General features: G+C 64.4%; 28 protein-coding genes. 15 read left to right on the top strand and 13 right to left on the bottom strand.

The features are described from left to right. Positions 1-39: 39 nt before the first annotated feature. Both NJF35_RS12955 and NJF35_RS12950 read right to left on the bottom strand, forming a co-directional pair. Positions 40-1032 (bottom strand): GlxA family transcriptional regulator, encoded by a 993-nt coding sequence (locus NJF35_RS12955; RefSeq protein WP_225788394.1) that lies wholly within the window; start codon positions 1030-1032, stop codon positions 40-42. Positions 1033-1204: 172 nt separating this feature from the next. Continuing rightward, a complete protein-coding gene (locus tag NJF35_RS12950; protein WP_225788393.1) occupies positions 1205-1735 on the bottom strand; it encodes a DUF4863 family protein in 531 nt (176 codons plus the stop codon). A gap of 176 nt (positions 1736-1911) precedes the next feature. Here NJF35_RS12950 and NJF35_RS12945 point away from each other — a divergent pair, with 176 nt between their 5' ends. Beyond that, on the top strand, positions 1912-2895 hold the full coding sequence (locus NJF35_RS12945; RefSeq protein WP_225788392.1) for a LysR substrate-binding domain-containing protein: 984 nt from the start codon (positions 1912-1914) through the stop codon (positions 2893-2895). A 159-nt stretch (positions 2896-3054) separates the two neighbouring features. On the opposite strand, the gene NJF35_RS12940 is transcribed toward NJF35_RS12945, so the two are convergent. The 4 genes from NJF35_RS12940 to NJF35_RS12925 form a co-directional block, all read right to left on the bottom strand. Continuing rightward, a complete protein-coding gene (locus tag NJF35_RS12940; protein ID WP_225788391.1) occupies positions 3055-3696 on the bottom strand; it encodes a cupin domain-containing protein in 642 nt (213 codons plus the stop codon). 375 nt (positions 3697-4071) lie between these two features. Beyond that, positions 4072-4608: an AAA family ATPase gene (locus NJF35_RS12935; RefSeq protein ID WP_253091152.1), complete on the bottom strand. Its 537-nt coding sequence runs from the start codon at positions 4606-4608 to the stop codon at positions 4072-4074. A gap of 233 nt (positions 4609-4841) precedes the next feature. Beyond that, entirely contained in the window at positions 4842-5378 is a 537-nt protein-coding gene (locus NJF35_RS12930) for an AAA family ATPase (RefSeq protein WP_225788389.1), read from the bottom strand. A 58-nt stretch (positions 5379-5436) separates the two neighbouring features. Next, complete coding sequence (locus tag NJF35_RS12925) at positions 5437-6402, bottom strand: ribonuclease Z (RefSeq protein WP_253091151.1); 966 nt, start codon at positions 6400-6402, stop codon at positions 5437-5439. Positions 6403-6595: 193 nt separating this feature from the next. Here NJF35_RS12925 and NJF35_RS12920 point away from each other — a divergent pair, with 193 nt between their 5' ends. The 4 genes from NJF35_RS12920 (at position 6596) to NJF35_RS12905 (ending at position 11433) form a co-directional block, all read left to right on the top strand. Continuing rightward, entirely contained in the window at positions 6596-7105 is a 510-nt protein-coding gene (locus NJF35_RS12920) for a sigma-70 family RNA polymerase sigma factor (RefSeq protein ID WP_225788387.1), read from the top strand. Then, positions 7105-8052: a FecR domain-containing protein gene (locus NJF35_RS12915; RefSeq protein ID WP_253091150.1), complete on the top strand. Its 948-nt coding sequence runs from the start codon at positions 7105-7107 to the stop codon at positions 8050-8052. The genes NJF35_RS12920 and NJF35_RS12915 overlap by 1 nt, the downstream gene beginning before the upstream one ends. A gap of 80 nt (positions 8053-8132) precedes the next feature. After that, positions 8133-10550, top strand: a complete 2418-nt coding sequence (locus tag NJF35_RS12910) for a TonB-dependent siderophore receptor (RefSeq protein WP_410900267.1) — start codon at positions 8133-8135, stop codon at positions 10548-10550. A 211-nt stretch (positions 10551-10761) separates the two neighbouring features. After that, positions 10762-11433, top strand: a complete 672-nt coding sequence (locus NJF35_RS12905; RefSeq protein ID WP_225788384.1) for a TetR/AcrR family transcriptional regulator — start codon at positions 10762-10764, stop codon at positions 11431-11433. Positions 11434-11442: 9 nt separating this feature from the next. Here the strand turns inward: NJF35_RS12905 and NJF35_RS12900 are convergent, their stop codons facing one another. Beyond that, positions 11443-12450, bottom strand: coding sequence for a GlxA family transcriptional regulator (locus tag NJF35_RS12900; protein WP_225788383.1), 1008 nt, complete (start codon positions 12448-12450; stop codon positions 11443-11445). Between the two features lie 195 nt (positions 12451-12645). Between NJF35_RS12900 and NJF35_RS12895 the strand changes: the two genes are divergently transcribed. Next, positions 12646-13071, top strand: a complete 426-nt coding sequence (locus tag NJF35_RS12895) for a GTP pyrophosphokinase (protein ID WP_225788382.1) — start codon at positions 12646-12648, stop codon at positions 13069-13071. A gap of 3 nt (positions 13072-13074) precedes the next feature. Here the strand turns inward: NJF35_RS12895 and NJF35_RS12890 are convergent, their stop codons facing one another. The 3 genes from NJF35_RS12890 to NJF35_RS12880 all read right to left on the bottom strand — a co-directional run bounded on the left by NJF35_RS12890 (position 13075) and on the right by NJF35_RS12880 (position 15308). After that, on the bottom strand, positions 13075-13767 hold the full coding sequence (locus NJF35_RS12890) for an endonuclease (protein WP_225788381.1): 693 nt from the start codon (positions 13765-13767) through the stop codon (positions 13075-13077). Between the two features lie 6 nt (positions 13768-13773). After that, the gene (locus NJF35_RS12885; protein WP_225788380.1) at positions 13774-14016 is read right to left on the bottom strand and encodes a DUF1654 domain-containing protein; all 243 of its coding nucleotides are present in this window, start codon (positions 14014-14016) and stop codon (positions 13774-13776) included. A gap of 203 nt (positions 14017-14219) precedes the next feature. After that, positions 14220-15308 (bottom strand): asparaginase, encoded by a 1089-nt coding sequence (locus NJF35_RS12880; RefSeq protein WP_253091148.1) that lies wholly within the window; start codon positions 15306-15308, stop codon positions 14220-14222. Between the two features lie 387 nt (positions 15309-15695). On the opposite strand from NJF35_RS12880, the gene NJF35_RS12875 reads away from it, so the two are divergent. The 6 genes from NJF35_RS12875 to NJF35_RS12850 all read left to right on the top strand — a co-directional run bounded on the left by NJF35_RS12875 (position 15696) and on the right by NJF35_RS12850 (position 22218). Beyond that, positions 15696-16649, top strand: coding sequence for a sugar ABC transporter substrate-binding protein (locus NJF35_RS12875; protein WP_253091147.1), 954 nt, complete (start codon positions 15696-15698; stop codon positions 16647-16649). A gap of 21 nt (positions 16650-16670) precedes the next feature. Next, positions 16671-18224: a sugar ABC transporter ATP-binding protein gene (locus tag NJF35_RS12870; RefSeq protein ID WP_253091146.1), complete on the top strand. Its 1554-nt coding sequence runs from the start codon at positions 16671-16673 to the stop codon at positions 18222-18224. Next, positions 18221-19216 (top strand): ABC transporter permease, encoded by a 996-nt coding sequence (locus NJF35_RS12865; protein WP_225788376.1) that lies wholly within the window; start codon positions 18221-18223, stop codon positions 19214-19216. The genes NJF35_RS12870 and NJF35_RS12865 overlap by 4 nt, the downstream gene beginning before the upstream one ends. A 4-nt stretch (positions 19217-19220) precedes the next feature. After that, a complete protein-coding gene (locus NJF35_RS12860; RefSeq protein WP_225788375.1) occupies positions 19221-20243 on the top strand; it encodes a LacI family DNA-binding transcriptional regulator in 1023 nt (340 codons plus the stop codon). A 9-nt stretch (positions 20244-20252) separates the two neighbouring features. Beyond that, positions 20253-21173 carry a ribokinase gene (rbsK, locus tag NJF35_RS12855; RefSeq protein ID WP_225788374.1) on the top strand — a complete coding sequence of 307 codons (921 nt, stop codon included), beginning with the start codon at positions 20253-20255 and terminating at the stop codon, positions 21171-21173. Between the two features lie 70 nt (positions 21174-21243). Further along, the gene (locus tag NJF35_RS12850) at positions 21244-22218 is read left to right on the top strand and encodes a nucleoside hydrolase (RefSeq protein ID WP_410896926.1); all 975 of its coding nucleotides are present in this window, start codon (positions 21244-21246) and stop codon (positions 22216-22218) included. Here the strand turns inward: NJF35_RS12850 and NJF35_RS12845 are convergent. Beyond that, on the bottom strand, positions 22190-22402 hold the full coding sequence (locus tag NJF35_RS12845) for a hypothetical protein (protein WP_225788372.1): 213 nt from the start codon (positions 22400-22402) through the stop codon (positions 22190-22192). The genes NJF35_RS12850 and NJF35_RS12845 overlap by 29 nt on opposite strands. 273 nt (positions 22403-22675) lie before the next feature. Between NJF35_RS12845 and NJF35_RS12840 the strand changes: the two genes are divergently transcribed. Beyond that, a complete protein-coding gene (locus NJF35_RS12840) occupies positions 22676-22999 on the top strand; it encodes an I78 family peptidase inhibitor (protein ID WP_225788371.1) in 324 nt (107 codons plus the stop codon). Positions 23000-23087: 88 nt separating this feature from the next. Here the strand turns inward: NJF35_RS12840 and NJF35_RS12835 are convergent, their stop codons facing one another. Further along, positions 23088-23300: a cold-shock protein gene (locus NJF35_RS12835; RefSeq protein WP_225788483.1), complete on the bottom strand. Its 213-nt coding sequence runs from the start codon at positions 23298-23300 to the stop codon at positions 23088-23090. Positions 23301-23460: 160 nt separating this feature from the next. Next, positions 23461-23763, bottom strand: coding sequence for a hypothetical protein (locus tag NJF35_RS12830; RefSeq protein ID WP_225788370.1), 303 nt, complete (start codon positions 23761-23763; stop codon positions 23461-23463). Between the two features lie 330 nt (positions 23764-24093). Between NJF35_RS12830 and thrS the strand changes: the two genes are divergently transcribed. After that, a complete protein-coding gene (gene thrS / locus NJF35_RS12825; RefSeq protein WP_225788369.1) occupies positions 24094-26016 on the top strand; it encodes a threonine--tRNA ligase in 1923 nt (640 codons plus the stop codon). After that, positions 26016-26567, top strand: a complete 552-nt coding sequence (gene infC / locus NJF35_RS12820) for a translation initiation factor IF-3 (RefSeq protein ID WP_225788368.1) — start codon at positions 26016-26018, stop codon at positions 26565-26567. The genes thrS and infC overlap by 1 nt, the downstream gene beginning before the upstream one ends. The last annotated feature ends 60 nt before the right edge of the window (positions 26568-26627 follow it).

The following is a 26627-nucleotide window of genomic DNA, read 5'->3' as shown; positions in this document are numbered from 1 at the left end:
CCGCCTGCCCATGCCGGCGTGCCGTCATGGGCAGGTGCGCTATGCCTGCGCTGTGCTGGAGGCCGGTGCCTGGCGGCGGAAGCTGGCCCGGTACTGGGCCGGGGTGATGCCAAGCCGTTCGCCGAAGGTGATGCGCATGCGGTCGACCGTGCCGAAGCCACAGTCGTAGGCGATGGTTTTCAGGGGGCGGTCGCTGGCTTCCAGCATCATGCGCGCGGCATCGATGCGCGCGCGCTGCACGAACTCGTGTGGGGTGATCCCGGTTTCCTGCACGAAATAGCGCGCCAGGTTGCGTGCGCTCATGCCAACTTCGGCGGCGAGCGATTCCAGGCTGTGCCGCTCGCCGATGTGGGTCATGACGTGCGCCTGGATGCGTGCTACCGGTGAGGCGGGGTTGGCCGGGGCGGTGAGGTACGGGCTGAACTGCGACTGGCCACCCTGACGCTGGGCTACCACCACCAGCCGCTTCGCTACGGTCAGGGCGATGTCCTGTCCATGGCATTGGCCGACCAGGGCCAGGGCCAGGTCGATGCCGGCGGTGACGCCTGCGGAGGTCACCAACCTGTCGTCGCGCACATAGATCGCGTCGGGCTCGACGCAGGCGTTCGGAAACCGCGCGGCCAGCTTGGGGACATTTTGCCAATGCGTTGTCACGCGGCGCTGGTCGATGAGGCCGGCGTACCCCAGCGCAAATACACCTGTACAAATGGAGCCGTATGTATGCGCGTGATTCGGGGCTTTGCTGGCCCATTCGATGAGTCTCGGATCCGGTGGTGCGTCGGGCAAGGCAGGGCCGCCGGCGATCAGCAGGATATCGAACGTCCCGGTTGCTTCAGCGAAGGTGAGGTCCGCCCGCAACTGCATGCTGTTCGATGCCCGCAGCGGGCTGTCGTCGGCGGCGACCAGCACTGTTTCGTACCGGTCTCCAGTTGCCAGGTAGGCGTTGGCTTCATGGAACACATCCATTGGGCCGACGACATCCAATGCCTGAACGCCATCGTGGATGGCAATCGCCACTGTTCGTACCGTCATCAGGTATTCCCTTGTACTGGCTCGGCGCCAACGCCGTGCGAGTGTTCGGTGACAGGATCGGTGAAGCGGCGGCCAGGAACCGTGCCTGGCCGCCGTCTGGATCATGATGCGCGGGCCGCGTCCCGGAAGTCAGCCAATTTTGGCAGGTGGGCGACATGCCGCAGCGATTAATCTAAGGGGTATTCCGCACGTCATAGGCGATACGTCCTGCGGGTAGAAAGAAAAAGGCGATGAGCGCGCCGCCTTTGACCTCGGGAAAGTGCTGGCTGCCCGGTGCCGGAGCGGTCCAGCCAGCGCCTTGCCAGCCCTGCGGGCCTGCCAGCATGGCATCCTTGTCCAGCGGGATGACCATGTTCAGTTCGCCATAGGGATGGCGGTGATAGTCGCCACGGAAACTATGATCGACGTTGTTCATCTCATGGCTGCGGCTGTTCATGTAGACGGCGGTCATGCTGAAGTAGAAAGTGTCTGCGCTCGGCTCGCATAAACGGCTGCGGCGATAATGTTCACCGCTGATTTCGACATTGGCGAGCCAGCCCTCGGCCACGCCTTCGATCACGCGCTCGGCGATGTATCGATACGTTTCGCTGTCCGGGCCGTAATGTGCGTTCAACCAGTTTTCGGTTTCCGTGCCGGCTGTTTTATCTTTGACCAAGGCAAGGAAGTTGATACAGGCATTGATTAACTCATCTCTCTTTTTCAAGGGGGTGCCTCCTCGTGTTGTTGCCAGAAATTCTCCCATTGTTGTTTTTCGATAAGAAACGAATTATCTGCAGTGTGAGAATGCAGCCTGTTCACGGCGCAGTAGCGTACCTGTACTTTCGCTTCGATGAAGTTATGCATCATGGATAATCGACAGGTTGGGCGGGGAATGACCCAATGATTGCTTTCGACAAACTGGACCTGAACCTGATCCGGGTTTTCGATGCGGTCATGGAGGAGCGCAGTGTCCTGCGCGCCAGCCAGCGCCTGCATTTGAGCCCGTCTGCGGTGAGCCACGCGCTGGGGCGTTTGCGCGAAGGGTTGGGCGAGGAAATCTTCGTCCGTACCGGCCAAGGCATGACGCCTACCCACTACGCCTACCAGATCAGCGAACCACTGCGTTCGGCCTTGCGGAGCATCGGCGAGACGCTGGCCGGCGCAGCCGCCCCGTTCAACCCCGGGAGCATCGACCGATCGTTCGTGATTGCCGCCAACGACTATTTGTCGGCTACCTTGCTGCCGCAGTTGAACCGCCAGTTGCGCAGCGCTGCACCGGGTATCGACCTTGTGATTACGCCAGTGACACGCCTGGACTTGGCCGAGCAGATCGACCTGGGCCGCATCGATGTTGCGCTTGGTATGTTTCGCAGCGTGCCGGAGCGTCTGCGCAGTCGACCGATCCTCCTGCAGGAAGAAGTGCTGGTCTGTCGCGGCGACCATCCGCTGGGCAGTGCCCAGGCGACTCTTGCCGACCTCGCACGCTACCCGTTGGCCGTGGTTTCGCTAGGTGGCACGGATGCGAACAGTGACTACATTCTCGAACGGGGGTTGGCGCGCCAGACGGACATGTACGACCGTGGCGCGCTGGAGAACGCATTGGCCCAGGCAGGCCTGACGCTGCGCCGGCAAGTCGTGCTGCCGCATTTCCTGGCACTTCCCCTGTTGCTCGAAGACAGCGAGTTGCTGGCCATCATGCCGCGCCCTTTGGCCCGGACATTTGCCCGCACAATGGGCTTGATGATCAAGGAACTGCCTTATCCCGTAGCCCACCAGCAACTGGAGATGGTCTGGCATGGCAATAACGAAAACGACCCATCACAACGTTGGTTGCAAGAACAAGTTGCCTGTGCCGCGAAAGCATTGGACGTTCACGATGTGTGAAGAGGGGGCGTGCCGCGGTGATGGGGTAAGGGGGGGGCGTTCTCATGTAATGTTCGGGGCATTTTTAAAGTTCACATAGGGACGTATGACTCGACGTTATGCCAAGGTCATTGATGAAGTCTCAGCGCCCTGTCGATTCACTGTATTTACCAGGTCGCCTCAGAAACCTAGATCTGGCGCGGCATCCTTGAGCCACAGGCGGGCGCCCCGGGCGCCGGCCACGGCCTCGAATGGCATGCCGGGCGGCAGGCGCATCCAACTCAGTGGCTGTAGCGTGAAGTCTTCCCCGGCTATTTCGCCGTCGAGCAGCAGCAACTCCAGCCCCCGCGGATTGGCCAGTTGCACGGGCGATCCGGGCCTGGGCTGCTGGACCCAGACCCGTTCACAGGCGTTCTCGAACAGCACCTGGTCGCCATGGACGGCCAGCGACGTGACGACCTGCTCGCGATCGTCAGCATCGAACTGGCGAAGCCGCACGAAGATCATGCAGCCTTCGCTCGCCCCTGGAGAATGTAAGCTGCCGGGCGGATTGCGCACGTAGGTGCCCGCTGGGTAGCGACCATGCTCGTCCTCGAACACGCCATCGAGCACGAGAAACTCCTCACCACCCGAATGGACATGTGCGCTGAACTGGCTGCCGGGGGCGTAGCGCACCAGGCTGGTGGCCCGTGCCTGCTCGCCACCCAGGCGATACAGTGGGCGCCGCTCCACACCAGGCAGCGGGCTGGCGACCCAGGGCAGGCTCGCGCCATGCATGATCGCGCGCAGCGAGAGGTCGGCGTTCAGGCGATCGGGGATCATGGTTCGATCCTGCCGCTGTTCACCACCATGTTCTTGTCGTCGAGCATGAGCGTCTCCCGAAACTGTAGCGCTGCGTACTTGGATGCTGCGTCGGATATGCAATTACAACCGGACACTAAGGTGCATATTCAAAGTGAGCGCCGCAAAGGTAGCCCTCACTGCCCATGAAAAGCCTTCCGCATGATCCGATCAAGTCGATGCCAATTGAGCTGGTCGGAATGCATATCCATCCGCCTGAACGAGCTGTCGCGTCTCGTTGCCGGTTCCGCAACCCAATTTCAATGGCCTGGCCAACATCTATCTGGTTCGACAAGACTCATCGTGTGGGAGATGGCCCGCGTTTCTCGCTCTGTTGGTAAAAAGCAGTCCAACGGGTCATGGGCAGGTACTTTCGTTCAGCGCGGGCAGGCCATCGAGAAATGCAGACACCTGCCGAGTGTTGCGCAAGTGAACCGTAGGCACCTGGGGCCCCATGGCCGGGCGCATGGCCTCGATACCCGGGCGGTAGTCACGATCGAATTGCCATACGAATTTGAGAAAGGTCAGGAACGCCCTGTCCAGGTGCTCTCTACACCCTGCTGCAATGTCAGGCCGAGGGCGGTTCATGACGCTACGCATGATCACCCGCAGGAAACAGGTCAGCCGCGGCGTATCGAGCCAGATGACCAGGTCGGCGCGGGGCAGGCGAAGGTCGAAGGTCCGGCGGGCATAGTTGCCTTCGCAGATCCAGGCATCCGTGGCGACCGCCTCGCGGACTCGCGCGCGGAACTGCTCGGCATCGGGTTCGACCCAGCCAGGTTCCCAGAACAGTGTGTCGAGGTGCACCACCGGCAGGCCAAGGCGCTTGCCTAGGGCGCGGGCGAGAGTGGACTTGCCACTACCGGCATTGCCCAGAATCACAATCCGTTGCATGAGGACTTCCTGTCGCAAAAAAGGCCGGCGATTTTGCAGGTTTTCGCTGGCCTGTCAACGTTGGGTGGGCCATTGATCGTTTCTCGGAGAGGGGCGTGCGGTGAGAGGCGCGGGGTAGGTCTTTAAACTGCTCCCAATCAGTATGCCGATGTCATGACCTCGGACGAGGTGGTCGCGCAGTTGGGCCTGGGGTAAAGCGGGTTCATGGAGGGCTGCAAAGCGAGCCCGGCGGCTCAGTACGCTGCCAAGGTATCGAGCACGAAATCCGCCCGCGCCGCCACGCCGATCTTGGGCAACAGCGATACCTCGTACCCCAACGATGGATAGGCCTGCTGGAGCCGCTCGAACTCAGCCCGTGCAGCCTCCATGTCGTGCCGGCGCTCCGCGTCCTGCACATAGATTTCCGGCCAGGGCGGGGTGAGAAACACGTGCGGGTGATAACGACAGGATTGACCTAGCGTGGCGAGCAGGGGCTCTCCCGTCAGCGCCTGGATTGCCGCTGCCGCATCGACCAGCCCACGATCGAAGAAGACCCATTGGCGGTCATTGCGCGGAGCCTGGGCATGGTCATCCAATGCCAAGTCGATGACCCGGCGTAAAAAACCGACGGTGTCGACCCAGGGCAGTGCCTGGCCTCCCGTGCGTATTTCTTCTTGTACGATGCGCCGGCCGGGCTCTTCGACCACGGCATGGCCACGCCGCCCAAGCTCCTCGAGCAGGGTAGACTTGCCGCCGCCCGAGCAGCCGGAAATGATGACGAAGCGGTTCATGGGGGATTTCCTCGTTCATGATGATCATCGATCGACAGCCCACGCGTCATGCGTGTGCCTATTGAGCGTCCACCGACACAAGGCAGCCATCGCGCCCCATGCGGTAGCGCTGCAGGTCCTGCGCCAGCACCAGGTGACCGCTGTAGTGCGCCCGAGCCTCTTGGCGAACGTCTTCGATCGAGGGGCTGCGCTGGGCATTGGGCTGGTAGCGGGCGCTGAAGTGGGTCAGCACCAGGTTCGCAACGCCCGCCGACTCGGCGAAACGGGCCACGGCCGCGGCGGTGCTGTGGCCGAAGGTCGCCTGGGTGCGTTCGACGACCGGTTCGGTGAAGGTCGCCTCGTGCACCAGCACATCCACGCCTTGCGCCACGTCGGCCAGCAGCCCGGGGGTGTCGTTGTCGCCGCAGACGATCACCCGCCGAGGTGGGCGGGACGGGCGCAGGTAATCCTGGGCGTGCAGCCACCGCCCGGCATGTTCCACCGAGTGGCCGTGGGCAAGCTCGCCCCATAGGGGGCCGCGGGGGACACCGTCGGCCTCCAGGCGTTGTATATCCAGGCGAGGGTCGGGGTTGACCTCGGTGAATACATAACCATAGCTGGGCACCCGGTGCGATAGCTGCACGGGGGTGACCTGGATGTTGCCACTGCACCAGCCCTCCAGGCTTTCGACCGCCTGCAGGCGCAATTCGAAGGGCAGGTAGGTCTCGCTGACGGCCAACCCCAGGCGCAGCCATTCGTGTAGCGCGGCCGGCAGTATCAGGTCGAGCGGTTCGCTACGCCCGGACATGCCGGCACTGGCCAACAGGCCCGGCAGGCCGAAGCAGTGGTCGCCATGGACATGGGTGATGAAGATCGCGCGCAGGTCGCAGACCGACAGCGGGGTTCGCAGGAGCTGGTGCTGGGTTGCCTCGCCGCAATCGACCAGGTACCAGGCGCTGCCGCTGGCCTCGATGAGAGCGGTACCGCTGACGTTCCGGGCCTTGGTGGGGATCCCGGCGCTGGTGCCTAGAAACTGCAGGTCCATGGGTGCCGGCTCCTTTGTTCGTGGCGTTCAAGGTTGCGTGTAGTGTACGACCATTGTCGGGCGGATGGATTCAGGGGGCTGCATAGCCGCTTTTTCAACCCTCGGCTTGGCCGATGTACAAAGCACTTGGAACCAAAGCGATATGTAAAATAGAATTACTATCATTTGCGACCATCGCCCAGAGCCTCCCGACATGATTGATGCAGCGCCGCCCGCGGAGCACAGCCTGCCCGCCCTGTACCGTGACCATCGAGGCTGGCTGGAAAACTGGCTGCGGCGGCGCATGGGCAATGCCTGGGATGCGGCGGACCTGAGCCAGGACACCTTCCTGCGGGTGCTCGCCAACTCCCACCAGCTCGCCGAGATCCGCGAACCCCGGGCCTACCTGCTGACCGTGGGCAAGCGCCTGCTGAGCACCTTCTACTCCAGGCGCAGCCTCGAGCAGGCCTACCTGCAGGCCCTGGCGCAGTTGCCGGAGCAAAGCGTGCCGTCGCCGGAGCAGCGCTGGGTGCTGCTGGAAACCCTGCAGGCCCTGGACGAGCTGCTCGCCGGCCTGCACGCCCCGGTGCGCAGGGCATTTCTCTGGAGCCAGCTGGAAGGGCTGGGCTACCGTGAAATCGCCGAGCGCCTCGGTGTTTCCGAGCGCACCGTCAAACGCTACATGGCGCAGGCCTACGAGCACTGCCTGTTGGCGGAACTGTGATGCCCGCCACGCCCACCAACGAGGCGCGCGAGGTCGCTCGTGCCGCAGCCCGCTGGCTGGCGCTGCTGGAGTCGGGCAAGGCTCGCGAGAGCGATCTGCTGCAGTTGGAAGCGTGGCGCAATGCAAGCGGCAGCCACGAGCGTGCCTGGCAAAAGGCACAATGGCTGCGCCAGCGCTTTTCCGAGCTGCCTGGCGCCCTGGCGATGGCCACCCTGGATCGCCCGGATGCGGGCCGGCGTCGGGTGCTCAAGCAGGCCCTCGGGGTTGCCGCGCTGGTACCGGCGGCCTGGATGCTGGGGCGGCAAATGCCTTTGGAGGCCTGGGTCGCCGACGTGCACACGGGCATCGGCGAGCAGAAGCGCCTGACCCTGGCCGACGGCAGTTCGTTGCAGTTGAACACCGACAGCGCGGTCAACATCGACCTGGCCGCCCATCAGGTGACGCTGCTGCGTGGCGAAATCGCCCTGGACGTCCCCCGGTATGCGCACTTGACCGTACAGGTGCCATTCGGCCGCGTCATGGTTGGCGATGGCGAAGTCTGCATGCGCCTGCTCGAGCGCGATTGCCGGGTGGCCGTGGTCAAGGGCACCGTGCAGTTGCAGCCACTGCACGGCGGCACCTTGGCTCTCCACGAGGGGCAGCAGGCGAGCCTGCACACGACCGGCACGGGCCCTGTTGGCACGACGGATAACCTGCTGCTGGGCTGGCGTGACGGGGTACTCATGGTCGAGGACCAGCCCTTGGGGGATTTCTTGCGTGAGTTGCGCCGCTACCGCCCCGGACTGCTGCGTTGGGAGCCCGAGCTGGAAACCTTGCGGGTGACCGGCACCTTCCGGCTCGACGACACCGACCGGGTGCTTGCGCTGCTGGCTGCCAGCCTGCCGCTGGAGGTGCATGCCCGCACGCGGTACTGGATTACCTTGTCTTCTCGGAAAAATCTTGCCTGAGCCTGTCCCTTTTTTTCGCGTCGCTGGTCATTGCCGGTAGGAGAAAAGAAAAAGGGGAGCATTCTTCAATGCCAGCAGTATTGCCTTGCCGTTCACGTCCGGCTGCGCCTGGTGCGCGTCCATTGCTGCACCTGGGGTTCGCGATGGGCCTGAGTGCCAACCTGTTGTTGATTTCGCCCAGCTGGGCCGAGGACCTCGGTCGCCGCAGCTACGAGGTGCCAGCGGGTACCCTGGGCATCGCCTTGACCCGTTTCGCCGGCCTCGCCGGAGTCAGCCTGTCGGTCGACCCGGCTCTGGTGAGCGGGCGGCGCAGTGCCGGGTTGTCTGGTACCTACAGTGTCGATGAAGGCTTCGCACGGCTGCTCCAGGGCAGTGGCCTGCAGTTGCAGCCAGTGGGGGATGGCGCCTATACCCTGTTGCCGGTACCGCAGGGGGCCGATGCCCTGGAGATCGCCCCCACCACCGTCACCGGTACCCGTGCCTTGGGCAGCGATGCCGAGCGTTATGCCGGTGGCCAAGTCGCGCGCCGTGGTTCGCAAGGCCTGCTCGGCTCACGCGACTTCATGGAAACACCGTTCAGCATGACCACCTACACCCATGAGGCGATGCAGAACCAGCAGGCGCGGACCCTGGGCGACCTGATCGCCAGCGATCCCTCGGTGCGTTCGACCAACCCGGCCGGCGGGCGCTTCGAGCAATTCACCATCCGTGGGTTCAGCCTGTTCAACAGCGACGTGTCCTACAACGGCCTTTACGGCATCCTGCCGACCTATTCGATCGACATGGAAATGGCCGATCGTGTGGACATCATCAAGGGCCCGAGCCAGTTGATCAACGGTATCTCGCCGCGCGGCAGCGTGGGGGGTGGGATCAACGTGGTGCCCAAGCGCGCGGGCGATACCCCGGTCACAGCATTCACCGGCAGCTACGCCTCCGACAGTCAGGTGGGTGGCGCAGTGGATATCGGCCGGCGTTTCGGTGAGCACGGGCAGTTCGGCCTGCGCTTCAACGGCGTGAAGCAGTCCGGTGACACCGAGTGGGAGCAGCAGAGCGTCGACCGCGAGATGGCCGTGCTGGGGCTGGATTTTCGCGGTGAGCGTGTGCGCCTGTCGGCGGACCTGGGCCATACCGAGCGCGATACCGACGCGCCCCAGGAGCGGGTCCTGGTCGGCGCTAATGCCCAGGTTCCGCATGCTGGCGACGTGCGCCACAACTATGCCCAGGCCTGGAGCAAGGCGCGCACCAACGATACCTTCGGCGCCGTGCATGGGGAGTTCGATATCAGCGACGCGCTGATGGCCTATGGCGCGGTCGGTGCGCGCAAGAGCAACCATGACTTTCTCCGGCACAACGTGTCGATCGTCAACGATGCCGGTGACTTCAGCGTCCAGCCCCGCGACTTCACTCGCGACGAAACGGTCAGGACGGCCATGGCCGGATTGCGCAACTGGTTCGACACCGGGCCGGTGAGCCATGAGCTCAACCTGGCCGCGACCTACTTCTACATGGACTTCGAGAACGGCGGCGCCCGTTATGCCGCAGCGCCCAGCAACCTCTACGACCCGGTACCGACACCGACGCCCGGCACGCCGACCCGCTACGATGCCAAGGTCTACACCGAGAACCGCTTCACGGGCCTGGCCTTGTCCGACACCCTCGGTTTCCTCGACGACCGCCTGCTGCTGACCCTTGGCGCCCGCTGGCAGCGGATCAAGGTCGATGACTGGACCGGTGACGTCAAGGGCGACACTGCCTACGACGAGGAGAAGGTCTCGCCGTCGGCCGGCATCCTGTTCAAGGTCAGCGATCGGCTGTCGCTCTACGCCAACTACATGGAAGGCCTGAGCCAAGGCAAGATCGCGCCGTCGACCTCGCTCAACGAAGACCAGATCTTCCCACCGTTCACCAGCCGCCAGGTGGAGGTGGGCGCCAAGTACGACCTGGGCCGGGTCGCCTTTACCGCCAGTGCCTTTCGCATCCGCCAGCCCGCCTATGAAACCAACGCCACCTCGCGGGTCTTCGGACCCAACGGCAAGCGCGACAACAGGGGCATCGAGCTCAGTGTGTTCGGCGAGCCGCTCGAGGGCTTCCGCCTGCTGGGTGGGGTGATGTACATCGACAGCGAATTGACCGATACCGTGGGTGGCGCGTTCGATGGCAACCGTGCACCGGCAACGCCTGAGTACAACGTCAACCTCGGTGCCGAGTGGGACGTTCCGGCGTTGCCCGGGGTGACGTTGACCGCACGCGGCATCCACTCGAGTTCGCAGTACCTGGACCAGGCCAACAGCAAGCAGATCGACGGTTGGGAGCGGCTGGATATCGGTGCCCGGTATGCGTTCAAGGTCGACGACAAGCACGTCACCCTGCGTGCCAGTGTCGAGAACGTATTGGATGACCGCTACTGGGCGTCGGCCGGGGCTTCGGATGACAGCGAACCGGGCCTGACCTTGTCCACACCCAGGACCTACCTGCTTTCGGCAACGCTGGGGTTCTGAAGGCGTCATTTGGGGCCGCTTCGCGCCCCTTTCGCGACACAAGGCCGCTCCCACAGAATGCTCCGCATGGCACATGATTCGTGTGCACCGTTGGCTTTTTGTGGAAGCCGGCTTGCCCGCCAATGGGCCACCCCGTCAGCAGCAATGCTTCCCTGTACCGCCCCGCTCACGGATAATCCCTACCCATTCCAACAACAGCCTGTGAGTGGGTATGAGTGATTCCTTAGTCGGCCTCGGCCAGCCTGAAATCGAAGGGGGGCGCAAGACGCGCAAGAACAACCCCGAGAAAACGCGCGAGGACATCCTCCAGGCCGCCATCAACGAGTTCGTCCAGCAAGGCCTGGCCGGCGCCCGGGTCGACGCCATCGCCGAGCGCACCGCCACCTCCAAGCGCATGATCTACTACTACTTCGGCAGCAAGGAGCAGCTCTACGTCGAGTGCCTGGTCAAGCTCTACGGCGATATCCGCAAGACCGAGCACAGCCTTGACCTCGAGTCGCTACCGGCCGTGCAGGCGATCCAGCGCCTGGTGGAGTTCACCTTCGACCACCACGACCTTAACGTCGACTTCGTGCGCATCGTCTGTACCGAGAACATCCACTACGGCGAATACGTCAAGCAGTCGCCGGTGATCCGCGAGATGAGCAGCCTGGTCCTCGAGGCCTTGGGCCGGATCCTGAACCGGGGTGTGGAGGAGGGCGTGTTCCGCCCGGGCATCGAGGTCATCGACCTGCACATGCTGATGAGTTCGTTCTGCTTCTACCGGGTGTCCAACCGCCACACCTTCAGCGAGATCTTCCAGATCGACCTGGCCGACGACCAGGTCAAGCAGCGCCACAAGCAGATGATCTGCGAAGCGGTGCTGCGCTACATCCGCGCCTGACGCCGCGCCTCACTCGCCCAGCCGTTGCTCGCGCGACGGCGGGTAGCCGAAGTACGCCGCGTAGCACTTGCTGAAGTGCGATACCGAGACGAAGCCGCAGGCCACCGCCACTTCCATCACCGAGAGGTCGGAATACTGCAGCAGGCGGCGGCTCTTGGTGATGCGCAGCTCCATGTAGTAGCGTCGCGGCGAGGTGCCGAGCTGGGCCTGGAACAGGCGGTCGATCTGGCGCCGCGAACGGCCGCTGTAGGCCGCCAGTTGGTCGAGGCTCAGGGTTTCCTCGAGGTTGTTTTCCATCAACTCGACGATGGTGCGCAGGTGCAGGCTCATGGACTTCTTCGCCCCCGGCCCGACCTGGCGGTAGCGGGCGCCGGAGAACGAGAGGATCTCCTCCACGCCCTCGGCCAGGGCATCGCCGTACAGGCGGCGGACCAGGCCGAGCATCAGCTCCATGGCGCCGTTCGGGCTGGCGGCGGTGAGGCGGTCACGGTCGAGGGTGAAGCTGGCCGGGGTGATGCGCGTCTGCGGGCTGCGCTCGGCGAGGCTGGCGCGCTGCTCGGGGTGGATGCTGCAGCCATAATCGGCCAGTACCCCGGCCCGGCCGAGGAACCAGGCGCCGCTCCACAGCCCGCCCAGGGCCATGCCATGGGCGGCGCAATCGGCCAGCAGGCGATCCAGCTCGGGGTACTTGAGCGGCGTGCGCAGGCCACCGCAGATCACCAGCAGGTCGAGCGCCTTCAGGGTACCCGTCGCCAGTTCGCTGGCGATCAGCTCCAGGCCCAGGTCGCTCAGCACCCGATCGCCAGCCAGCGACAGCGGGGTGAAGCCGAAACTGTCGGCGCGCAGCAGGTTGGCGGTCACCAGCACGTCCATGGCCACGGTGAAGCTGGCCATGGAAAAGTGCTCGAGCAAAACGAAGCCCACCCGGTAGGGCGCCTGGGCGCTGCCGTGGGTGGCCTTGAGCCGCAGCATGTTGCTGGTGCTGGTCTTCTGGCTGAACTGACGTGGTGTGGGCACTCTGGACTCCGCTTCCTGGCTGGCGTCGATGAGTGTGCTTGCAGGACGAGGGAAAGACAATGCATGCAGGGGCGCTGGTCGTATTCGAGGTCGTGTGCAGACAACGAACCCCGCATGGCCGGGGCAGGCGCGCCTGTCATCCCGTCGTCGTCCCGGCTATGCTTGCAGGGGCAGATGCTGAACGGGGAGGGCCTCATGTCTACGCTGGAACGGGCTATCGCCGTGGCCGCCAGGGCCCATGAAGGGCAATGCGACAAGGGTGGGGCGGCCTATATCCTCCACCCGTTGCGGGTGATGATGCGGGTGGCCACGCCTGAGCAACGGATCGTGGCGGTACTGCACGATGTGCTGGAAGACACGCCGCTGACCCTGTCGGACCTGGCCCGCGAAGGCTTCACCCTGAAGATTCTCGCCGCACTGCTGGCGCTGAGCAGGCGCGAGGACGAAAGCTACGAGGCATTCGTCGTGCGCCTGGGCCATGACCCGTTGGCGCGCCAGGTCAAGCTGGCGGACTTGGCCGACAACAGCGACCTGTCACGCATTCCTTGCCCGGGCCCTGCGGACCTGGCCCGGCTCAGCCGCTACCAGCAGGCCAGCGCCTACCTGCAGGCATTGGCCTGAGCCTCAGCCGCAGGCCTTGAGGTTCACCGGCCCCACGAAGTCGTTGCCGTGGCCCATCACGCACGCCACTTGCTGGTTGCGTTGCAGCTCCCAGACCTGCGGCGGGTAGGTCTTGTTCCAGGCGTCGAACAGCTGGCGGTCCTGGCGGGACAGGCGCAGGTCGTACCGCTTGCTCATGTAGAAGTAGGTGCGGGCGATCATCCCTCGAATGGAAGGGCGCGGCATGACCTTCCGTGCCTTGAAGTCGACTTGGGTCAGGCAGCGGCCGTACTGGCCTTGCTGCGTGGGCAGCCAGCCGAAGCTGTAGTTGCTGCGGTCGCCGTTGACCTCGCCGATGCTCGGCACCAGGTTGTGCAGGTCGGCCTCGGCGCGCTTGAACACATCGTCGTGGCGTGCGCAGTTCTTGCGCCCGCCCTGTTGCCAGCATTGGCGCTGATGGCCGATCTGCCAGGCCGGGACGATGTGTTCCCACTCGATGCGCGAGGCGCGTTGGGCGTTCTTGCGTGGGGTATAGCCACAGGAAGCCAGGTCGACCTTGTTGCCCTTGTACTTGCAGCCGCAATAGAACTCCGTGGATTGCGGTGCATACAACCGCCACGCCACCTTCTTGGCTTCCTGGAAGGTGCGCGGGGCATCGGCATGGGCGAGGGGAATGCTCAACAGCAGGCAGGCGGTGGCAAAAAGCGTAACTCTCATGCGCGGTCAGTCTTCCTTCGGCACGGTCCAGAAGATCTGCACGCCGCCGTCGTCGCGGTGGGCGAGGGTGACGTTGTCGTTCTCGGCGATCTCCTCGAGCAGGGTCTCCCAGTCATCGGGCGACTCGTGTTCCAGGCGGAAGATCAGGGCGGCGCGGCTGCGCTGGGCGATGGGGCTGTTGATGATCTTCTGGATGCGCAGACCCAGTTGCTCATAACTGCCAGGCGTTGCGGAGGAGGTGCTGGCCACGGGGCTTTTCCTTGTTTTGCTGTATGTGCATACAGTATTTGACTGTAGGCAATTTCGCAACAGCGTGTAAGGTGAAAAGCGTATATGACCGTGCTAGAGGGATTAGTTCGGGATTGGCTATGTGACGTGAGGGGCGACCTGTCCGGCGCCCCCTGGATCCTGAGCATCACAAAACGGGTGCAGGCAGCACACCCGTCCAGCGATCAATACTCCCAGAAGATCCGCTGCAGCTCCTTGCTGTCCTGGGTCTTGGTCATCGCCACCATGGCCAGGATCCGTGCCTTCTGCGGATTCAGGTCATGGGCCACGACCCAGTCGTTCTTGTCGTCAGGCTGCTCGGCATTGCGCAGCACGAAGCCGCCGGCATTCACATGCGAGGAGCGAATGATCTGCACGCCGTCCTTGCGCAGCTCCTGCAGCGCCGGCACCACCCGCGACGATACCGAGCCATTGCCGGTGCCAGCGTGGATGAGCGCCTTGGCGCCATTCTGCGCCAGCGCCTTGTAGGCGGTGTCGGTCACGTTGCCATAGCCGTAGGCGATGTCCACCGCCGGCAGGCTGCTGATCTGCTTGATGTCGAATTCCGAGTTGACGGTGTGGCGCTTGGCCGGCAGGCGGAACCAGTACGACTTGCCTTCCACCACCATGCCCAACGGGCCCCATGCGCTCTTGAAGGCCTCGGTCTTGATGTTGATCGCCTTGCTCACGTCGCGGCCCGACTGGATCTCATCGTTCATGGTCACCAGCACGCCCTTGCCGCGGGACTCCTTGCTGCTGGCCACGGCGACGGCGTTGTACAGGTTGAGCATGCCGTCGGCGGACATGGCGGTGCCCGGGCGCATGGAACCGACCACCACGATCGGCTTGTCGGTCTTCTCCACCAGGTTGAGGAAGTAGGCGGTCTCTTCCAGGGTGTCGGTGCCGTGGGTGATGACGATGCCGTCGACGTCCTTGCTGTCGGCCAGTTCGGCGACGCGTTTGCCCAGCTTCAGCAAGTCTTCGTTGCTGATGCTTTCGGAGGCGATCTGCATCACCTGCTCGCCGCGCACGTTGGCCAGGTCGGCCAGCTCCGGCACACCGGCGATGAGCTTGTCGACGCCGAGCTTGGCGGCTTGGTAGGTGGCGCTGTTGGCGGCGCTGGCGCCTGCGCCGGCGATGGTGCCGCCGGTGGCGAGGATCACCACGTTGGCCAGTTTCTGCTGTTGCTCGGCTTCCTTGGCGGACGCGGCTGTCGGCAGGATCAGCAGCAGGGCGAGGGCGCCGGGAGCGAAGGTCTTCAGTGCAGCTTGCATGTTTTTGTTCTCTCTCTTCCTGATGAGGTGTTGGCTGTGTCGCACAGCTGCCCAGGCAGGTTTCGTACCAGGCGCCGGCGGTAAGGTGAACAGCGAGGGGCCGTCGCTACGTTCAGGGCGCGACGAGCCCGTGCCAACGGGAAATGCGCCATGCTTTGCAGATGCAGGCACGTGGTTCGGTGGCCTGCTGTGGCGGCTCCTTGTGTTCGGTGTTCCGAACAAGCGTAGGAAAAGATGTTCGGTTTTTCGGATAAATTCCGGATAATCCGGACACGTGTCACAGGGGAGGGTGGCGCGCGGGATTTGACAAAGCCAGGTCCTGTTTTCATAGTAAGGCAACGCAAACGTTTGCATCCGATAAAAACCACAAGATTCGGAGTCAATTCAATGAACTTGCCGTTCCCGGGGCGCCTGCTGGCCCTCGCCGTCTTCTCCACGTTGTCCCTGGCCTTGCCACTCTCCGCCGCCCACGCCGAAGACAAACCCAAGGTCGCCTTGGTGATGAAGTCCCTGGCCAACGAGTTCTTCCTGACGATGGAGGATGGCGCCAAGACCTACCAGAAAGACCACGCCAACGACTTCGACCTGGTGGCCAACGGCATCAAGGACGAATCCGACACCAGCAACCAGATCCGCATCATCGAGCAGATGATCGTCTCCGGCGTCAATGCCCTGGTCATCGCCCCGGCTGACTCCAAGGCCCTGGTGCCGGTGGTGAAGAAGGCCATGGACGCCGGCATCACCGTGGTCAACATCGACAACCGCCTCGACCCCGAGGTGCTGCGGAGCAAGGGCATCAGCGTCCCCTTCGTCGGCCCCGACAACCGCAAGGGCGCCCGCCTGGTCGGCGACTACCTGGCCAGCAAGCTCAAGGCTGGCGACCAGGTCGGCATCATCGAAGGCGTGCCGACCACCACCAATGCCCAGCAGCGTACCGCGGGCTTCAAGGACGCCATGGAGGCCGCGCAGATGCAGGTGGTCGCGGTGCAGTCGGGCAACTGGGAGATCGACAAGGGCAACGCCGTGGCCGCCGCCATGCTCAACGAATACCCCGAACTCAAGGCGCTGCTGGCCGGCAACGACAGCATGGCCCTGGGCGCCGTGTCGGCAGTGCGCGCCGCTGGCAGGACCGGCCAGGTGCAGGTGGTCGGCTATGACAATATCCGCGCCATCAAGCCCATGCTCAAGGACGGCCGCGTGCTCGCCACTCTTGAGCAGCACGGCGCCGACCAGGCGGTGTTCGGCATCCAGGCGGCGCTGAAGATGCTCAAGGGCGAGAAGCCCGATGTGGATGCCGACAACGTCATCCAGACCCCGGTCGAGCTGGTCACCCAGCCTTGAGGCATGGCAGGAGGGATGCGCATGTCTGCCTCGGCCAATGAAGTCGTGCTCGGCGTGGACGGCCTGGGCAAGACCTATGCCCAGCCGGTGCTGGGCGATGTCACGCTGCAACTGCGCGCGGGCGAGGTGCTGGCCCTGACCGGCGAGAATGGCGCCGGCAAGAGCACGTTGTCGAAGCTCATCGGCGGCCTCGAGCCGCCCAGCGCCGGGCAGATGACCTACCTGGGCCAGCCCTACGCACCCGGCAGCCGCAGCGCGGCCGAGCGCCTCGGCGTGCGCATGGTCATGCAGGAGCTCAACCTGCTGGCGACCCTGACCGTTGCCGAGAACCTGTTTCTCCACAAGCTGCCCAGCCGTGCTGGCTGGATCAGCCGCAAGCGCTTGCGCCAGCAGGCCAGTGCGGCCATGGCCCAGGTCGGCCTGGACGCCATCGACCCGGACACTCCGGTCGGCGCGTTGGGCATCGGCCACCAACAGATGGTGGAGATCGCCCGCAACCTGATCGGCGACTGCCGCGTGCTGATCCTCGATGAACCCACGGCCATGCTCACCGCCCGCGAGGTGGAGCTGCTGTTCACCCAGATCGAGCGCCTGCGCCAGCGCGGCGTGGCCATCGTCTACATCTCCCATCGCCTGGAGGAACTGCAGCGGGTGGCCCAGCGCGTCGCGGTGCTGCGCGACGGCAAGCTGGTGTGCCTCGAGCCGATCCAGCGCTACAGCAGCGCCGAGCTGGTCGACCTGATGGTCGGGCGCGAACTGGGCGAGCACATCGACCTCGGTCGCCGCCAGATCGGCCCACCTTTGCTCAGGGTCGACAGGCTCAGCCGCGGCGACAAGGTGCGCGAGGTGTCGTTCGAGGTGCGGGCAGGGGAGATCTTCGGGGTCTCAGGGCTGATCGGCGCTGGCCGGACCGAGCTGCTGCGCCTGATCTACGGCGCCGACCGCGCCGACAGCGGCAGCATCGCCCTCGGCCAGCCGCCCCGGCCGGTGGCCATCGATTCGCCCAAGGCCGCCGTGGCGGCCGGCATCGCCCTGGTCACCGAGGATCGCAAGGGCGAAGGCCTGCTGCTGTCCCAGTCGGTCAGCGCCAACCTCGCCCTGGGCAACCTGGGTGCGGTGTCCCGTGGCGGTATCCTCGATGCTGGCGCCGAGCGCGCCCTGGCCGATCGGCAGATCGCCGCCATGCGCATCCGCAGCGCAGGCCCGGCCCAGGCCGTGGGCGAGCTGTCCGGGGGCAACCAGCAGAAGGTGGTGATCGGCCGCTGGCTGGAGCGCGACTGCCAGGTGCTGCTGTTCGACGAGCCGACCCGAGGCATCGATGTCGGCGCCAAGTTCGACATCTATGGCCTGTTGGCCGGGCTGGCGCGCCAGGGCAAGGCGCTGGTGGTGGTGTCCAGCGACTTGCGCGAGCTGATGCTGATCTGCGACCGCATCGCCGTGCTCAGCGCCGGCCGCCTCATCGATACCTTCGCGCGTGACGACTGGAGCCAGGACCAGCTCCTCGCCGCCGCCTTCGCCGGCTACCAGAAACGTGATGCGCTGCTGCACGATGCAGCGCCCAGGATGGACGCATGAAGACCACACCTCTCGAGACCTCGGTCAGCGCATCGGTGCGCCGCGCCGGCAGCTACTTCGGCCTGGGCACCTACCTGGGCCTGGCCGGGGCTTTGCTGGCGATGATCGTGCTGTTCGCGTTCCTGAGCAGCCATTTCCTGTCGTACGCCACCTTCAGCACCCTGGCCAATCAGATTCCCGACCTGATGGTGCTGGCGGTGGGCATGACCTTTGTGCTGATCATCGGCGGCATCGACCTGTCGGTGGGCTCGGTGTTGGCGCTGGCCGCCTCGACGGTCAGCCTGGCGATCCTCGGCTGGGGGTGGAACGTGTTGCCCGCGGCGCTGCTGGGCATGGCCGTGGCGGCCCTGGCCGGCAGCATCACCGGTGGCATCACCGTAGCCTGGCGCATCCCCTCGTTCATCGTCTCCCTCGGCGTGCTGGAGATGGCCCGGGGCCTGGCCTACCAGTTCACCGACTCGCGCACCGCCTACATCGGCGATGCCTTCGCCTGGTTCTCCAACCCCATCGCCTTCGGCATTTCGCCGGCCTTCATCATCGCCTTGCTGGTGATCGTCCTGGCCCAGCTGGTGCTGACCCGTACCGTGTTCGGTCGCTACCTGATCGGCATCGGCACCAACGAGGAGGCCGTGCGCCTGGCTGGCATCGATCCGCGCCCCTACAAGGTCCTGGTGTTCGCCCTGATGGGGCTGCTCGCCGGGCTGGCCGCGCTGTTCCAGATCTCCCGCCTGGAAGCGGCCGACCCCAATGCCGGCGCGGGCCTGGAGCTGCAGGTGATCGCCGCCGTGGTGATCGGTGGCACCAGCCTGATGGGTGGGCGCGGCTCGGTCATCAGTACCTTCTTCGGCGTGCTGATCATCTCGGTGCTGGCCGCCGGGCTTGCGCAGATCGGCGCCTCGGAACCGACCAAACGCATCATCACCGGGGCGGTCATCGTCATCGCTGTGGTGCTCGACACCTACCGTACCCGGCGCGCAGGCCGGCGGAACTGAAACCATGGCAACCATCAAAGACGTCGCGGCACTGGCCGGTATTTCCTACACCACCGTGTCCCATGTACTGAACAAGACCCGCCCGGTCAGCGAGCAGGTGCGCCTGAAGGTCGAGGCGGCCATCGCCGAACTCGACTACGTGCCCAGCGCCGTGGCCCGTTCGCTCAAGGCGCGCAGCACCGCGACCATCGGCTTGCTGGTGCCCAACAGCGTCAACCCGTATTTCGCCGAGCTGGCCCGTGGCATCGAGGACGGCTGCGAGCGCAATGGCTATTGCGTGATCCTCTGCAACTCCGATGACAACCCGCAGAAGCAGCGCAGCTACCTGCGCGTGCTCCTGGAAAAGCGCATCGACGGCCTGATCGTCGCCTCGGCGGGCCAGGCCCCCGACCTGCTGGAGAGCCTGGCCAGCGTGCGTACGCCGATGGTCATCGTCGACCGCGCCCTGGAAGGCGTCGATGCCGACCTGGTGCGCATCGACCATGAGCAGGGCGGCTACCTGGCCACGCGCCACCTGCTGGAGCTGGGCCACCGCGACATCGCCTGCATCGGCGGCCCGGTCGATACCGGCGCCAGCCAACTGCGCCTGGCCGGCTTTCGTCGTGCCATGGCCGAGGCGGGGCTGGCGGTGGCCGAGGGCCGCGAGCTGCATTGCGACTTCACCAGCCCGGGCGGCCATGCCGCCGCGGCCCGCTTGCTGGATGGCGCGCGGCCCACGGCGATCTTCGCGGGCAACGACATGATCGGTTTCGGCGTGCTGCGCGCCGCCGCCGAGCGCAATATCAGCGTGCCAGGCGAGCTGTCGGTGATCGGCTTCGACGACATCGAGCTCAGCCGCTATGTCTACCCGCCGCTGACCACCGTCGGTCAGTCGATCCGCGAACTGGGCGAGAGCGCTGCGCAATTGCTGCTGGCACGCATCGCCACACCCCGGCACGGTGCGGCGCAGCAGCGGATCGTCGCGCCTCGCATCGTGCTGCGTGAATCCACCGGGCGGCGCCCGGACCTGTTCAATGACTATCGCTGAGGAGCGCCCATGCATGCCAAGGTAGTGGTGGTCGGCAGCCTCAACATGGACCTGGTGGCGCGTACCCAGCGTCTGCCCCGGGCCGGCGAGACCCTGGCCGGCGACAGCTTTTTCACCGTACCCGGCGGCAAAGGCGCCAACCAGGCGGTGGCGGCGGCGCGCCTGGGCGCCAGCGTGGCGATGGTCGGCAACGTCGGCGACGACGCCTATGGCCAGCAGTTGCGCCAGGCCCTGGAGCGCGAGGGCATCGATTGCCAGGCGGTCGGCGTGTGCGCCGGCGTTTCCAGCGGTGTGGCGCTGATCATGGTGGATGCCGCGAGCCAGAACTCCATCGTCATCATCCCCGGCGGCAACGGTTTGCTGACGCCTGCGACGGTGCAGCGCTTCGACCGGTTGCTACAGCAGGCCGAGGTGATCATCTGCCAGTTGGAGGTGCCAGCCGCCACGGTGGCCTGGACGCTTGCCCGCGGGCGCGAACTGGGCAAGACGGTGATCCTCAACCCCGCGCCGGCCAGCGGCCCCTTGCCGGCGGACTGGTTCGCCCACATCGACTACCTCACCCCCAACGAAAGCGAAGCCGAGGCCCTGGCCGGCGTGCCCGTCACCGACATCGACAGCGCCCGGCGTGCCGGCGAGCGGCTGCTGCAGCTGGGAGCGCGCAAGGTGATCGTGACGCTGGGGCCCCTGGGGGCGATGTTCGTCGATGGGGCAGGCAGCCGGCACTACCCGGCGACGGTGGTCAAGGCGCTGGATACCACGGCGGCCGGCGACACCTTCATCGGTGGCTTTGCCGCGGGCTTGGTGCGGGGGATGGAGGAGGGCGAAGCGATCGCCTTCGGTCAGCGCGCCGCCGCGCTGTCGGTGACCCGCGCCGGTGCCCAGCCTTCGATCCCCTACCTGGCGGAAGTGGCGCCATGCGGAAGACAATAGCGTCCTGTCCCGGACCCTTGCCGCGCTCGGGCATGGCGAGGGGGTCTGCTAACTAACTGGAGTCATGCTCATGTCCACCTCGACCCTCTCGGCTCCCCAGTCTGCCCCGTGCGACCTGATCATCGATACCGACCCCGGCGCCGACGACCTGGTGGCGTTGCTGCTGGCCATGGCCTGCCCGGCAGAGCTGAACATCCGCGCGATCACCACCGTGGCCGGCAACGTGAGCCTCGGCAAGACCTCGCGCAACGCCTGCCTGGCTCGGGAGTGGGCTGGCCGCGAAGACATCCCGGTCTACGCCGGGGCAGGGCGCCCGCTGGTGCGCAAGCCGGTGCATGCCGCCGAGGTGCATGGCGAAGAGGGGCTGGAGGGTGTGGCTGTCCATGCGCCCAGGCAAGGCCTGGCTTCGGGCAGCGCCGTGCAGTACCTGGTCGACACCCTGGCTGACGCCGAGCCGCACAGCATCACCCTCGCCATGCTCGGCCCGCAGACCAACCTGGCCCTGGCGCTGGTCCAGCAGCCGGGCATTGCCAGGGGCATCAAGGAAGTGGTGGTCATGGGCGGCGCCCACTTCAATGGCGGCAATATCACCCCGGTGGCCGAGTTCAACCTGTATGCCGACCCTCACGCCGCCGAAGTGGTGCTGGCCAGCGGCGTTAGGCTCGCCTACGTGCCTCTGGACCTGACCCACAAGATCATCACCAGCGACGAGCGCTTCAGGCAGTTGGCCGCGATCGGCAACCAGGCCAGCAAGCGTGTGGTGGGTATCCTCGATGCCTACGTCAAGCACGACATGGACTTGTACGGCATGCCCGGCGGCCCGGTGCACGACGCCTGCGTCATCGCCTACCTGCTCGCGCCCGGTTTGTTCAGCGGTCGGCGGGCCCACATGACGGTCGACAGCCGTGAAGGCCCGACCTTCGGTCAGACCATCGTCGACTGGTATGGCGTGCTCAAGCGTCCGGCCAATGTGCTGTGGCTGAACGACGGCGATGCCCAGGGCTTCTTCGACCTGCTCAGTGCGCGTCTGGCCCGATTGCAATAGCCGCCTGCGACGTGTAGCGCTCGAGCACCTGCTCGATGAAGCTGCGTGCCGCCTCGCTGCCGCGTTCGCGTACCAGCAGGTCGACGGCGATCAGCAGCAGTTCCTCCGGCGTGCCAGGGCTGTAGGCGCTCTGGCCCTCGGCCCATTTGACCTTGATGTCGGCATCGATGCTGTGGCTACTCATGGGAGGCTCTCGTACTGGCCCGGGCTGAGGGTCGAACACCTGACCCTGGCGTTCGAAAGGAGGCGTGATGCGCTCCGCTTCTTGCAGTAAATCATGCCTTTGCGCGGATGGCACGGCGACGTGAGCATAAGCGGTGTGGCGTGCGGTGCAAAATCCGGTCACGATTACCCTTCGTCATGAGCGGCAGGTTCAGGCAGACTTGTCCGGTTTTGCAACAAACTGTGAGTGACGCTGTCGCATCAGGCAGTGTCCCGTGATCGATTAGGAGGATTCATGTTCCGTACCCGTGCTTACCTGGCGACCTTGCTGGCGGCTGCAGTCCTGGCAGGTTGCAGCACTGGCGGTTCTTCGGGTGCTGGCGGCAGCGCCCCGGCCCCTTCGGCCGGCAACGATGGTCGCTGCGAGGCCAGCGGCGCCGATTTCGCCATCGGCAAGCAGGGCACCGCGGAGTTGCTTGAGCAGGCGCGCAAGGCCAGTGGCTCGCAGTTGGCGCGGATCCTCAAGCCCCATGACGTGATCACCCTGGAGTATCGCTCCGAGCGCTTGAACCTGAATGTCGACGACCGCGGTGTGGTCACGCGCGTCAACTGCGGCTGAGTGTCGGTTGGGGTAGGGCGGCAAGCAGCCCCAATGCCACCCACAAAAAACCCGCCATGAAGGCGGGTTCTTTGTATCGGTCGCCGAATTACTCCGGACGAACCTGCGCAGCCTGCATGCCCTTCTGACCGCGCTCGGCAACGAAGGAAACGGACTGGCCTTCTTTCAGGCTCTTGAAGCCGTCGGTTTCGATGGCCTTGAAGTGTACGAACAGGTCGTCGCCGCCGCCTTGTGGGGTGATGAAGCCGTAGCCTTTTTCATCATTGAACCATTTGACGGTGCCGGTTTGGCGATTGGACATGGGGTGAATCTCCAGAAACATGGTTTTTTTTCGAGGTGCAATGTTGCCGAGGCTACGGAGCACCGGCACATCATAGTCTAATTCTGCGTATCTAGCGCCTGTTACCTTCGCCGGATACTGATCCAGGGCAAACAAAATGTGAATCGCCCGGTAAAAACCGTCAGCTTTTCGGCGCGCAGGCCTGTCGCACGACCGTCTGTGCCCGCTGCATCAGCTTGGCGTCAACGCCGTCCTTGCTGTCCAGTTCCTCGATCTCGGCTTTGGTGAAGTTCTTTTCGATGGCGTCGGCGCCACATTTGCAATGCTTGTCCGCCGTCTTGGCGTCGACGCCCTGTCCGGTGGCCACCTGGACGCATTGGTCCATGTAGGCGCCTTTCTTGCCGGCAGGCCACTGCGCATGCGCCGCCAGGGGCAGCAGCAGGGCACCAGCGGCGGTCAGGGCCAGAAGAGACTGAAGTCGCATAACCAGACACTCCTTGGGTTGGGTCTCATCAAGAGTAGGATGCTTCAGAGACTCTGATGGGAAATTTTCCGTACAAGTTCACCCGAACGGCTCAATTTCCAAATATTTCTGCCTGGCGTACAGCCCGCGTGCTAGGATGCCCGGCTTGCAGCTCATCACTAACAGCTCGCAGCTTATTTTCCAGTCACTCTGGTTCGTCCCTGGCAGGCCGAAAAGGTCTCTGCCACTGTGAGGCAGGCTTTCCCGCGGGAAAGGCAGGGCGGATCTTGTACTGGCTCATCCCAACCCATGTGACCTTTGGTAGGGGTCACCACTAGGAGAGGAGGCGCCATGCCCGTAATTACTCTTCCCGATGGCAGTCAACGTACGTTCGACAAGGCCGTCACCGTTGCCGAAGTCGCCGCATCCATCGGCGCGGGCCTCGCCAAGGCCACTCTGGCCGGCAAGGTCAACGGCAAACTGGTCGACGCCTGCGACCTGATCGAGAATGACGCCACCCTGCAGATCATCACGCCCAAGGATGAAGAGGGACTGGAGATCATCCGCCACTCGTGCGCCCACCTGATCGGTCACGCGGTGAAGCAACTGTACCCGACCGCCAGGATGGTGATCGGCCCGGTGATCGACGAAGGCTTCTACTACGACATCGCCTACGAGCGTCCTTTCACCCCCGACGACCTGGCCGCCATCGAGCAGCGCATGCAGCAGCTGATCGACAAGGACTACGACGTCATCAAGAAGATGACCCCGCGCGCCGAAGTCATCGACGTGTTCAAGAGCCGTGGCGAGGACTACAAGCTGCGCCTGGTCGAGGACATGCCCGACGAGCAGGCCATGGGCCTGTACTACCACGAAGAATACGTCGACATGTGCCGTGGCCCGCATGTGCCGAATACCCGCTTCTTGAAGGCCTTCAAGCTGACCAAGCTGTCCGGCGCCTACTGGCGTGGCGACGCCAAGAACGAGCAGCTGCAGCGCGTGTACGGCACCGCCTGGGCCGACAAGAAGCAACTGGCGGCGTACATCCAGCGCATCGAAGAGGCCGAGAAGCGCGACCATCGCAAGATCGGCAAGCGCCTGGGCCTGTTCCACCTGCAGGAAGAAGCGCCGGGCATGGTGTTCTGGCACCCGGCCGGCTGGACGGTCTACCAGGTCCTCGAGCAGTACATGCGCAAGGTCCAGCGTGACAACGGCTACCTGGAGATCAAGACGCCGCAGGTGGTCGATCGCTCCCTGTGGGAAAAGTCCGGGCACTGGGCGAACTATGCCGAAAACATGTTCACCACCGAGTCGGAAAACCGCGACTACGCCATCAAGCCGATGAACTGCCCCTGCCACGTGCAGGTGTTCAACCAGGGCCTGAAGAGCTACCGCGAACTGCCGCTGCGCCTGGCTGAGTTCGGTGCCTGCCACCGCAACGAGCCGTCCGGCGCGCTGCACGGCATCATGCGTGTGCGCGGCTTCACCCAGGACGATGCGCACATCTTCTGCACCGAAGAGCAGATGCAGTCCGAGTCGGCCGCGTTCATCAAGCTGACCCTGGACGTCTACCGTGACTTCGGCTTCCAGGACATCCAGCTCAAGCTGTCCACCCGTCCGGAAAAGCGCGTCGGCTCCGACGAGCTGTGGGACCGCGCCGAAGGCGCGCTGGCCGCGGCCCTGGACGCCGCCGGCCTGCCGTACGACCTGCAGCCGGGCGAGGGCGCCTTCTATGGCCCGAAGATCGAGTTCTCGCTCAAGGACTGCCTGGGCCGCGTGTGGCAATGCGGAACCCTGCAGCTGGACTTCAACCTGCCGATCCGCCTTGGCGCCGAGTACGTCTCCGAAGACAACGGCCGCAAGCACCCGGTGATGCTGCACCGTGCCATCCTCGGTTCGTTCGAGCGTTTCGTCGGGATCCTGATCGAGCACTACGAAGGGGCGTTCCCGGCCTGGCTGGCGCCGACCCAGGCGGTGATCATGAACATCACCGACAAGCAGGCCGATTTCGCCCTCGAGGTGGAAAAATCCCTGAACGGTAGCGGTTTCCGTGCCAAGTCCGACTTGAGAAATGAGAAGATCGGCTTTAAAATCCGCGAGCATACTTTGCTCAAGGTCCCGTACCTTTTGGTTATAGGGGATCGCGAAGTCGAAACGCAGACCGTCGCCGTACGCACCCGTGAAGGCCAGGACCTCGGCTCCATGCCGGTATCCCAATTCACCCAACTGCTCGCTGACGCAGTTGCCCAGCGCGGTCGCCTAGAATCGGAGTAATGACTATTAAGCGTGAAATGAGAAACGATAAACGAACTGCACCGAAGGCCCCGATCAACGAGAATATCTCGGCACGCGAGGTTCGGTTAATTGGAGCCAACGGCGATCAGGTTGGCATCGTCTCGATTGATGAAGCGCTGCGTATCGCTGAAGAAGCGAGACTGGATCTGGTGGAGATCTCTGCCGACGCGCAACCGCCTGTCTGCAAGGTCATGGACTACGGCAAGCACCTCTTCGAGAAGAAGAAGCAGGCCAACGAAGCCAAGAAGAACCAGAAGCAGATCCAGATCAAGGAAATCAAGTTTCGTCCAGGGACGGAAGAAGGGGATTACCAGGTAAAACTACGCAACCTGGTACGTTTCCTTAGCGATGGGGACAAGGCCAAGATCTCTCTGAGATTCCGCGGCCGTGAGATGGCCCACCAGGAGCTGGGGATGGAACTGCTGAAGCGGGTCGAAGCCGACCTCGCCGAATACGGTACCGTCGAACAGCATCCGAAGATGGAAGGACGCCAGCTTATGATGGTCATCGCCCCCAAAAAGAAGAAATAACCTCCTGGGCACGGCAGGCCTAATGGTTATGTGTAATTTATCGAATGCGGAGTTCCAAAC

Origin of the sequence: Pseudomonas guariconensis (assembly GCF_024127895.1) — a bacterium.
Classification (GTDB): domain Bacteria; phylum Pseudomonadota; class Gammaproteobacteria; order Pseudomonadales; family Pseudomonadaceae; genus Aquipseudomonas; species Aquipseudomonas guariconensis_B.
This window is presented reverse-complemented; position numbering and strand designations above follow the sequence as displayed.

Excerpts from the sequence above, each read along its gene's own strand:
- NJF35_RS12955 (WP_225788394.1), bottom strand. The coding sequence starts at position 1,032 with ATGACGGTACGAACAGTGGCGATTGCCATCCACGATGGCGTTCAGGCA.
- NJF35_RS12945 (WP_225788392.1), top strand. The coding sequence starts at position 1,912 with ATGATTGCTTTCGACAAACTGGACCTGAACCTGATCCGGGTTTTCGAT.
- NJF35_RS12940 (WP_225788391.1), bottom strand. The coding sequence starts at position 3,696 with ATGATCCCCGATCGCCTGAACGCCGACCTCTCGCTGCGCGCGATCATG.
- NJF35_RS12935 (WP_253091152.1), bottom strand. The coding sequence starts at position 4,608 with ATGCAACGGATTGTGATTCTGGGCAATGCCGGTAGTGGCAAGTCCACT.
- NJF35_RS12930 (WP_225788389.1), bottom strand. The coding sequence starts at position 5,378 with ATGAACCGCTTCGTCATCATTTCCGGCTGCTCGGGCGGCGGCAAGTCT.
- NJF35_RS12925 (WP_253091151.1), bottom strand. The coding sequence starts at position 6,402 with ATGGACCTGCAGTTTCTAGGCACCAGCGCCGGGATCCCCACCAAGGCC.
- NJF35_RS12920 (WP_225788387.1), top strand. The coding sequence starts at position 6,596 with ATGATTGATGCAGCGCCGCCCGCGGAGCACAGCCTGCCCGCCCTGTAC.
- NJF35_RS12915 (WP_253091150.1), top strand. The coding sequence starts at position 7,105 with ATGCCCGCCACGCCCACCAACGAGGCGCGCGAGGTCGCTCGTGCCGCA.
- NJF35_RS12905 (WP_225788384.1), top strand. The coding sequence starts at position 10,762 with ATGAGTGATTCCTTAGTCGGCCTCGGCCAGCCTGAAATCGAAGGGGGG.
- NJF35_RS12895 (WP_225788382.1), top strand. The coding sequence starts at position 12,646 with ATGTCTACGCTGGAACGGGCTATCGCCGTGGCCGCCAGGGCCCATGAA.
- NJF35_RS12890 (WP_225788381.1), bottom strand. The coding sequence starts at position 13,767 with ATGAGAGTTACGCTTTTTGCCACCGCCTGCCTGCTGTTGAGCATTCCC.
- NJF35_RS12880 (WP_253091148.1), bottom strand. The coding sequence starts at position 15,308 with ATGCAAGCTGCACTGAAGACCTTCGCTCCCGGCGCCCTCGCCCTGCTG.
- NJF35_RS12875 (WP_253091147.1), top strand. The coding sequence starts at position 15,696 with ATGAACTTGCCGTTCCCGGGGCGCCTGCTGGCCCTCGCCGTCTTCTCC.
- NJF35_RS12870 (WP_253091146.1), top strand. The coding sequence starts at position 16,671 with ATGTCTGCCTCGGCCAATGAAGTCGTGCTCGGCGTGGACGGCCTGGGC.
- NJF35_RS12865 (WP_225788376.1), top strand. The coding sequence starts at position 18,221 with ATGAAGACCACACCTCTCGAGACCTCGGTCAGCGCATCGGTGCGCCGC.
- NJF35_RS12860 (WP_225788375.1), top strand. The coding sequence starts at position 19,221 with ATGGCAACCATCAAAGACGTCGCGGCACTGGCCGGTATTTCCTACACC.
- rbsK (WP_225788374.1), top strand. The coding sequence starts at position 20,253 with ATGCATGCCAAGGTAGTGGTGGTCGGCAGCCTCAACATGGACCTGGTG.
- NJF35_RS12850 (WP_410896926.1), top strand. The coding sequence starts at position 21,244 with ATGTCCACCTCGACCCTCTCGGCTCCCCAGTCTGCCCCGTGCGACCTG.
- NJF35_RS12845 (WP_225788372.1), bottom strand. The coding sequence starts at position 22,402 with ATGAGTAGCCACAGCATCGATGCCGACATCAAGGTCAAATGGGCCGAG.
- NJF35_RS12840 (WP_225788371.1), top strand. The coding sequence starts at position 22,676 with ATGTTCCGTACCCGTGCTTACCTGGCGACCTTGCTGGCGGCTGCAGTC.
- NJF35_RS12835 (WP_225788483.1), bottom strand. The coding sequence starts at position 23,300 with ATGTCCAATCGCCAAACCGGCACCGTCAAATGGTTCAATGATGAAAAA.
- NJF35_RS12830 (WP_225788370.1), bottom strand. The coding sequence starts at position 23,763 with ATGCGACTTCAGTCTCTTCTGGCCCTGACCGCCGCTGGTGCCCTGCTG.
- thrS (WP_225788369.1), top strand. The coding sequence starts at position 24,094 with ATGCCCGTAATTACTCTTCCCGATGGCAGTCAACGTACGTTCGACAAG.
- infC (WP_225788368.1), top strand. The coding sequence starts at position 26,016 with ATGACTATTAAGCGTGAAATGAGAAACGATAAACGAACTGCACCGAAG.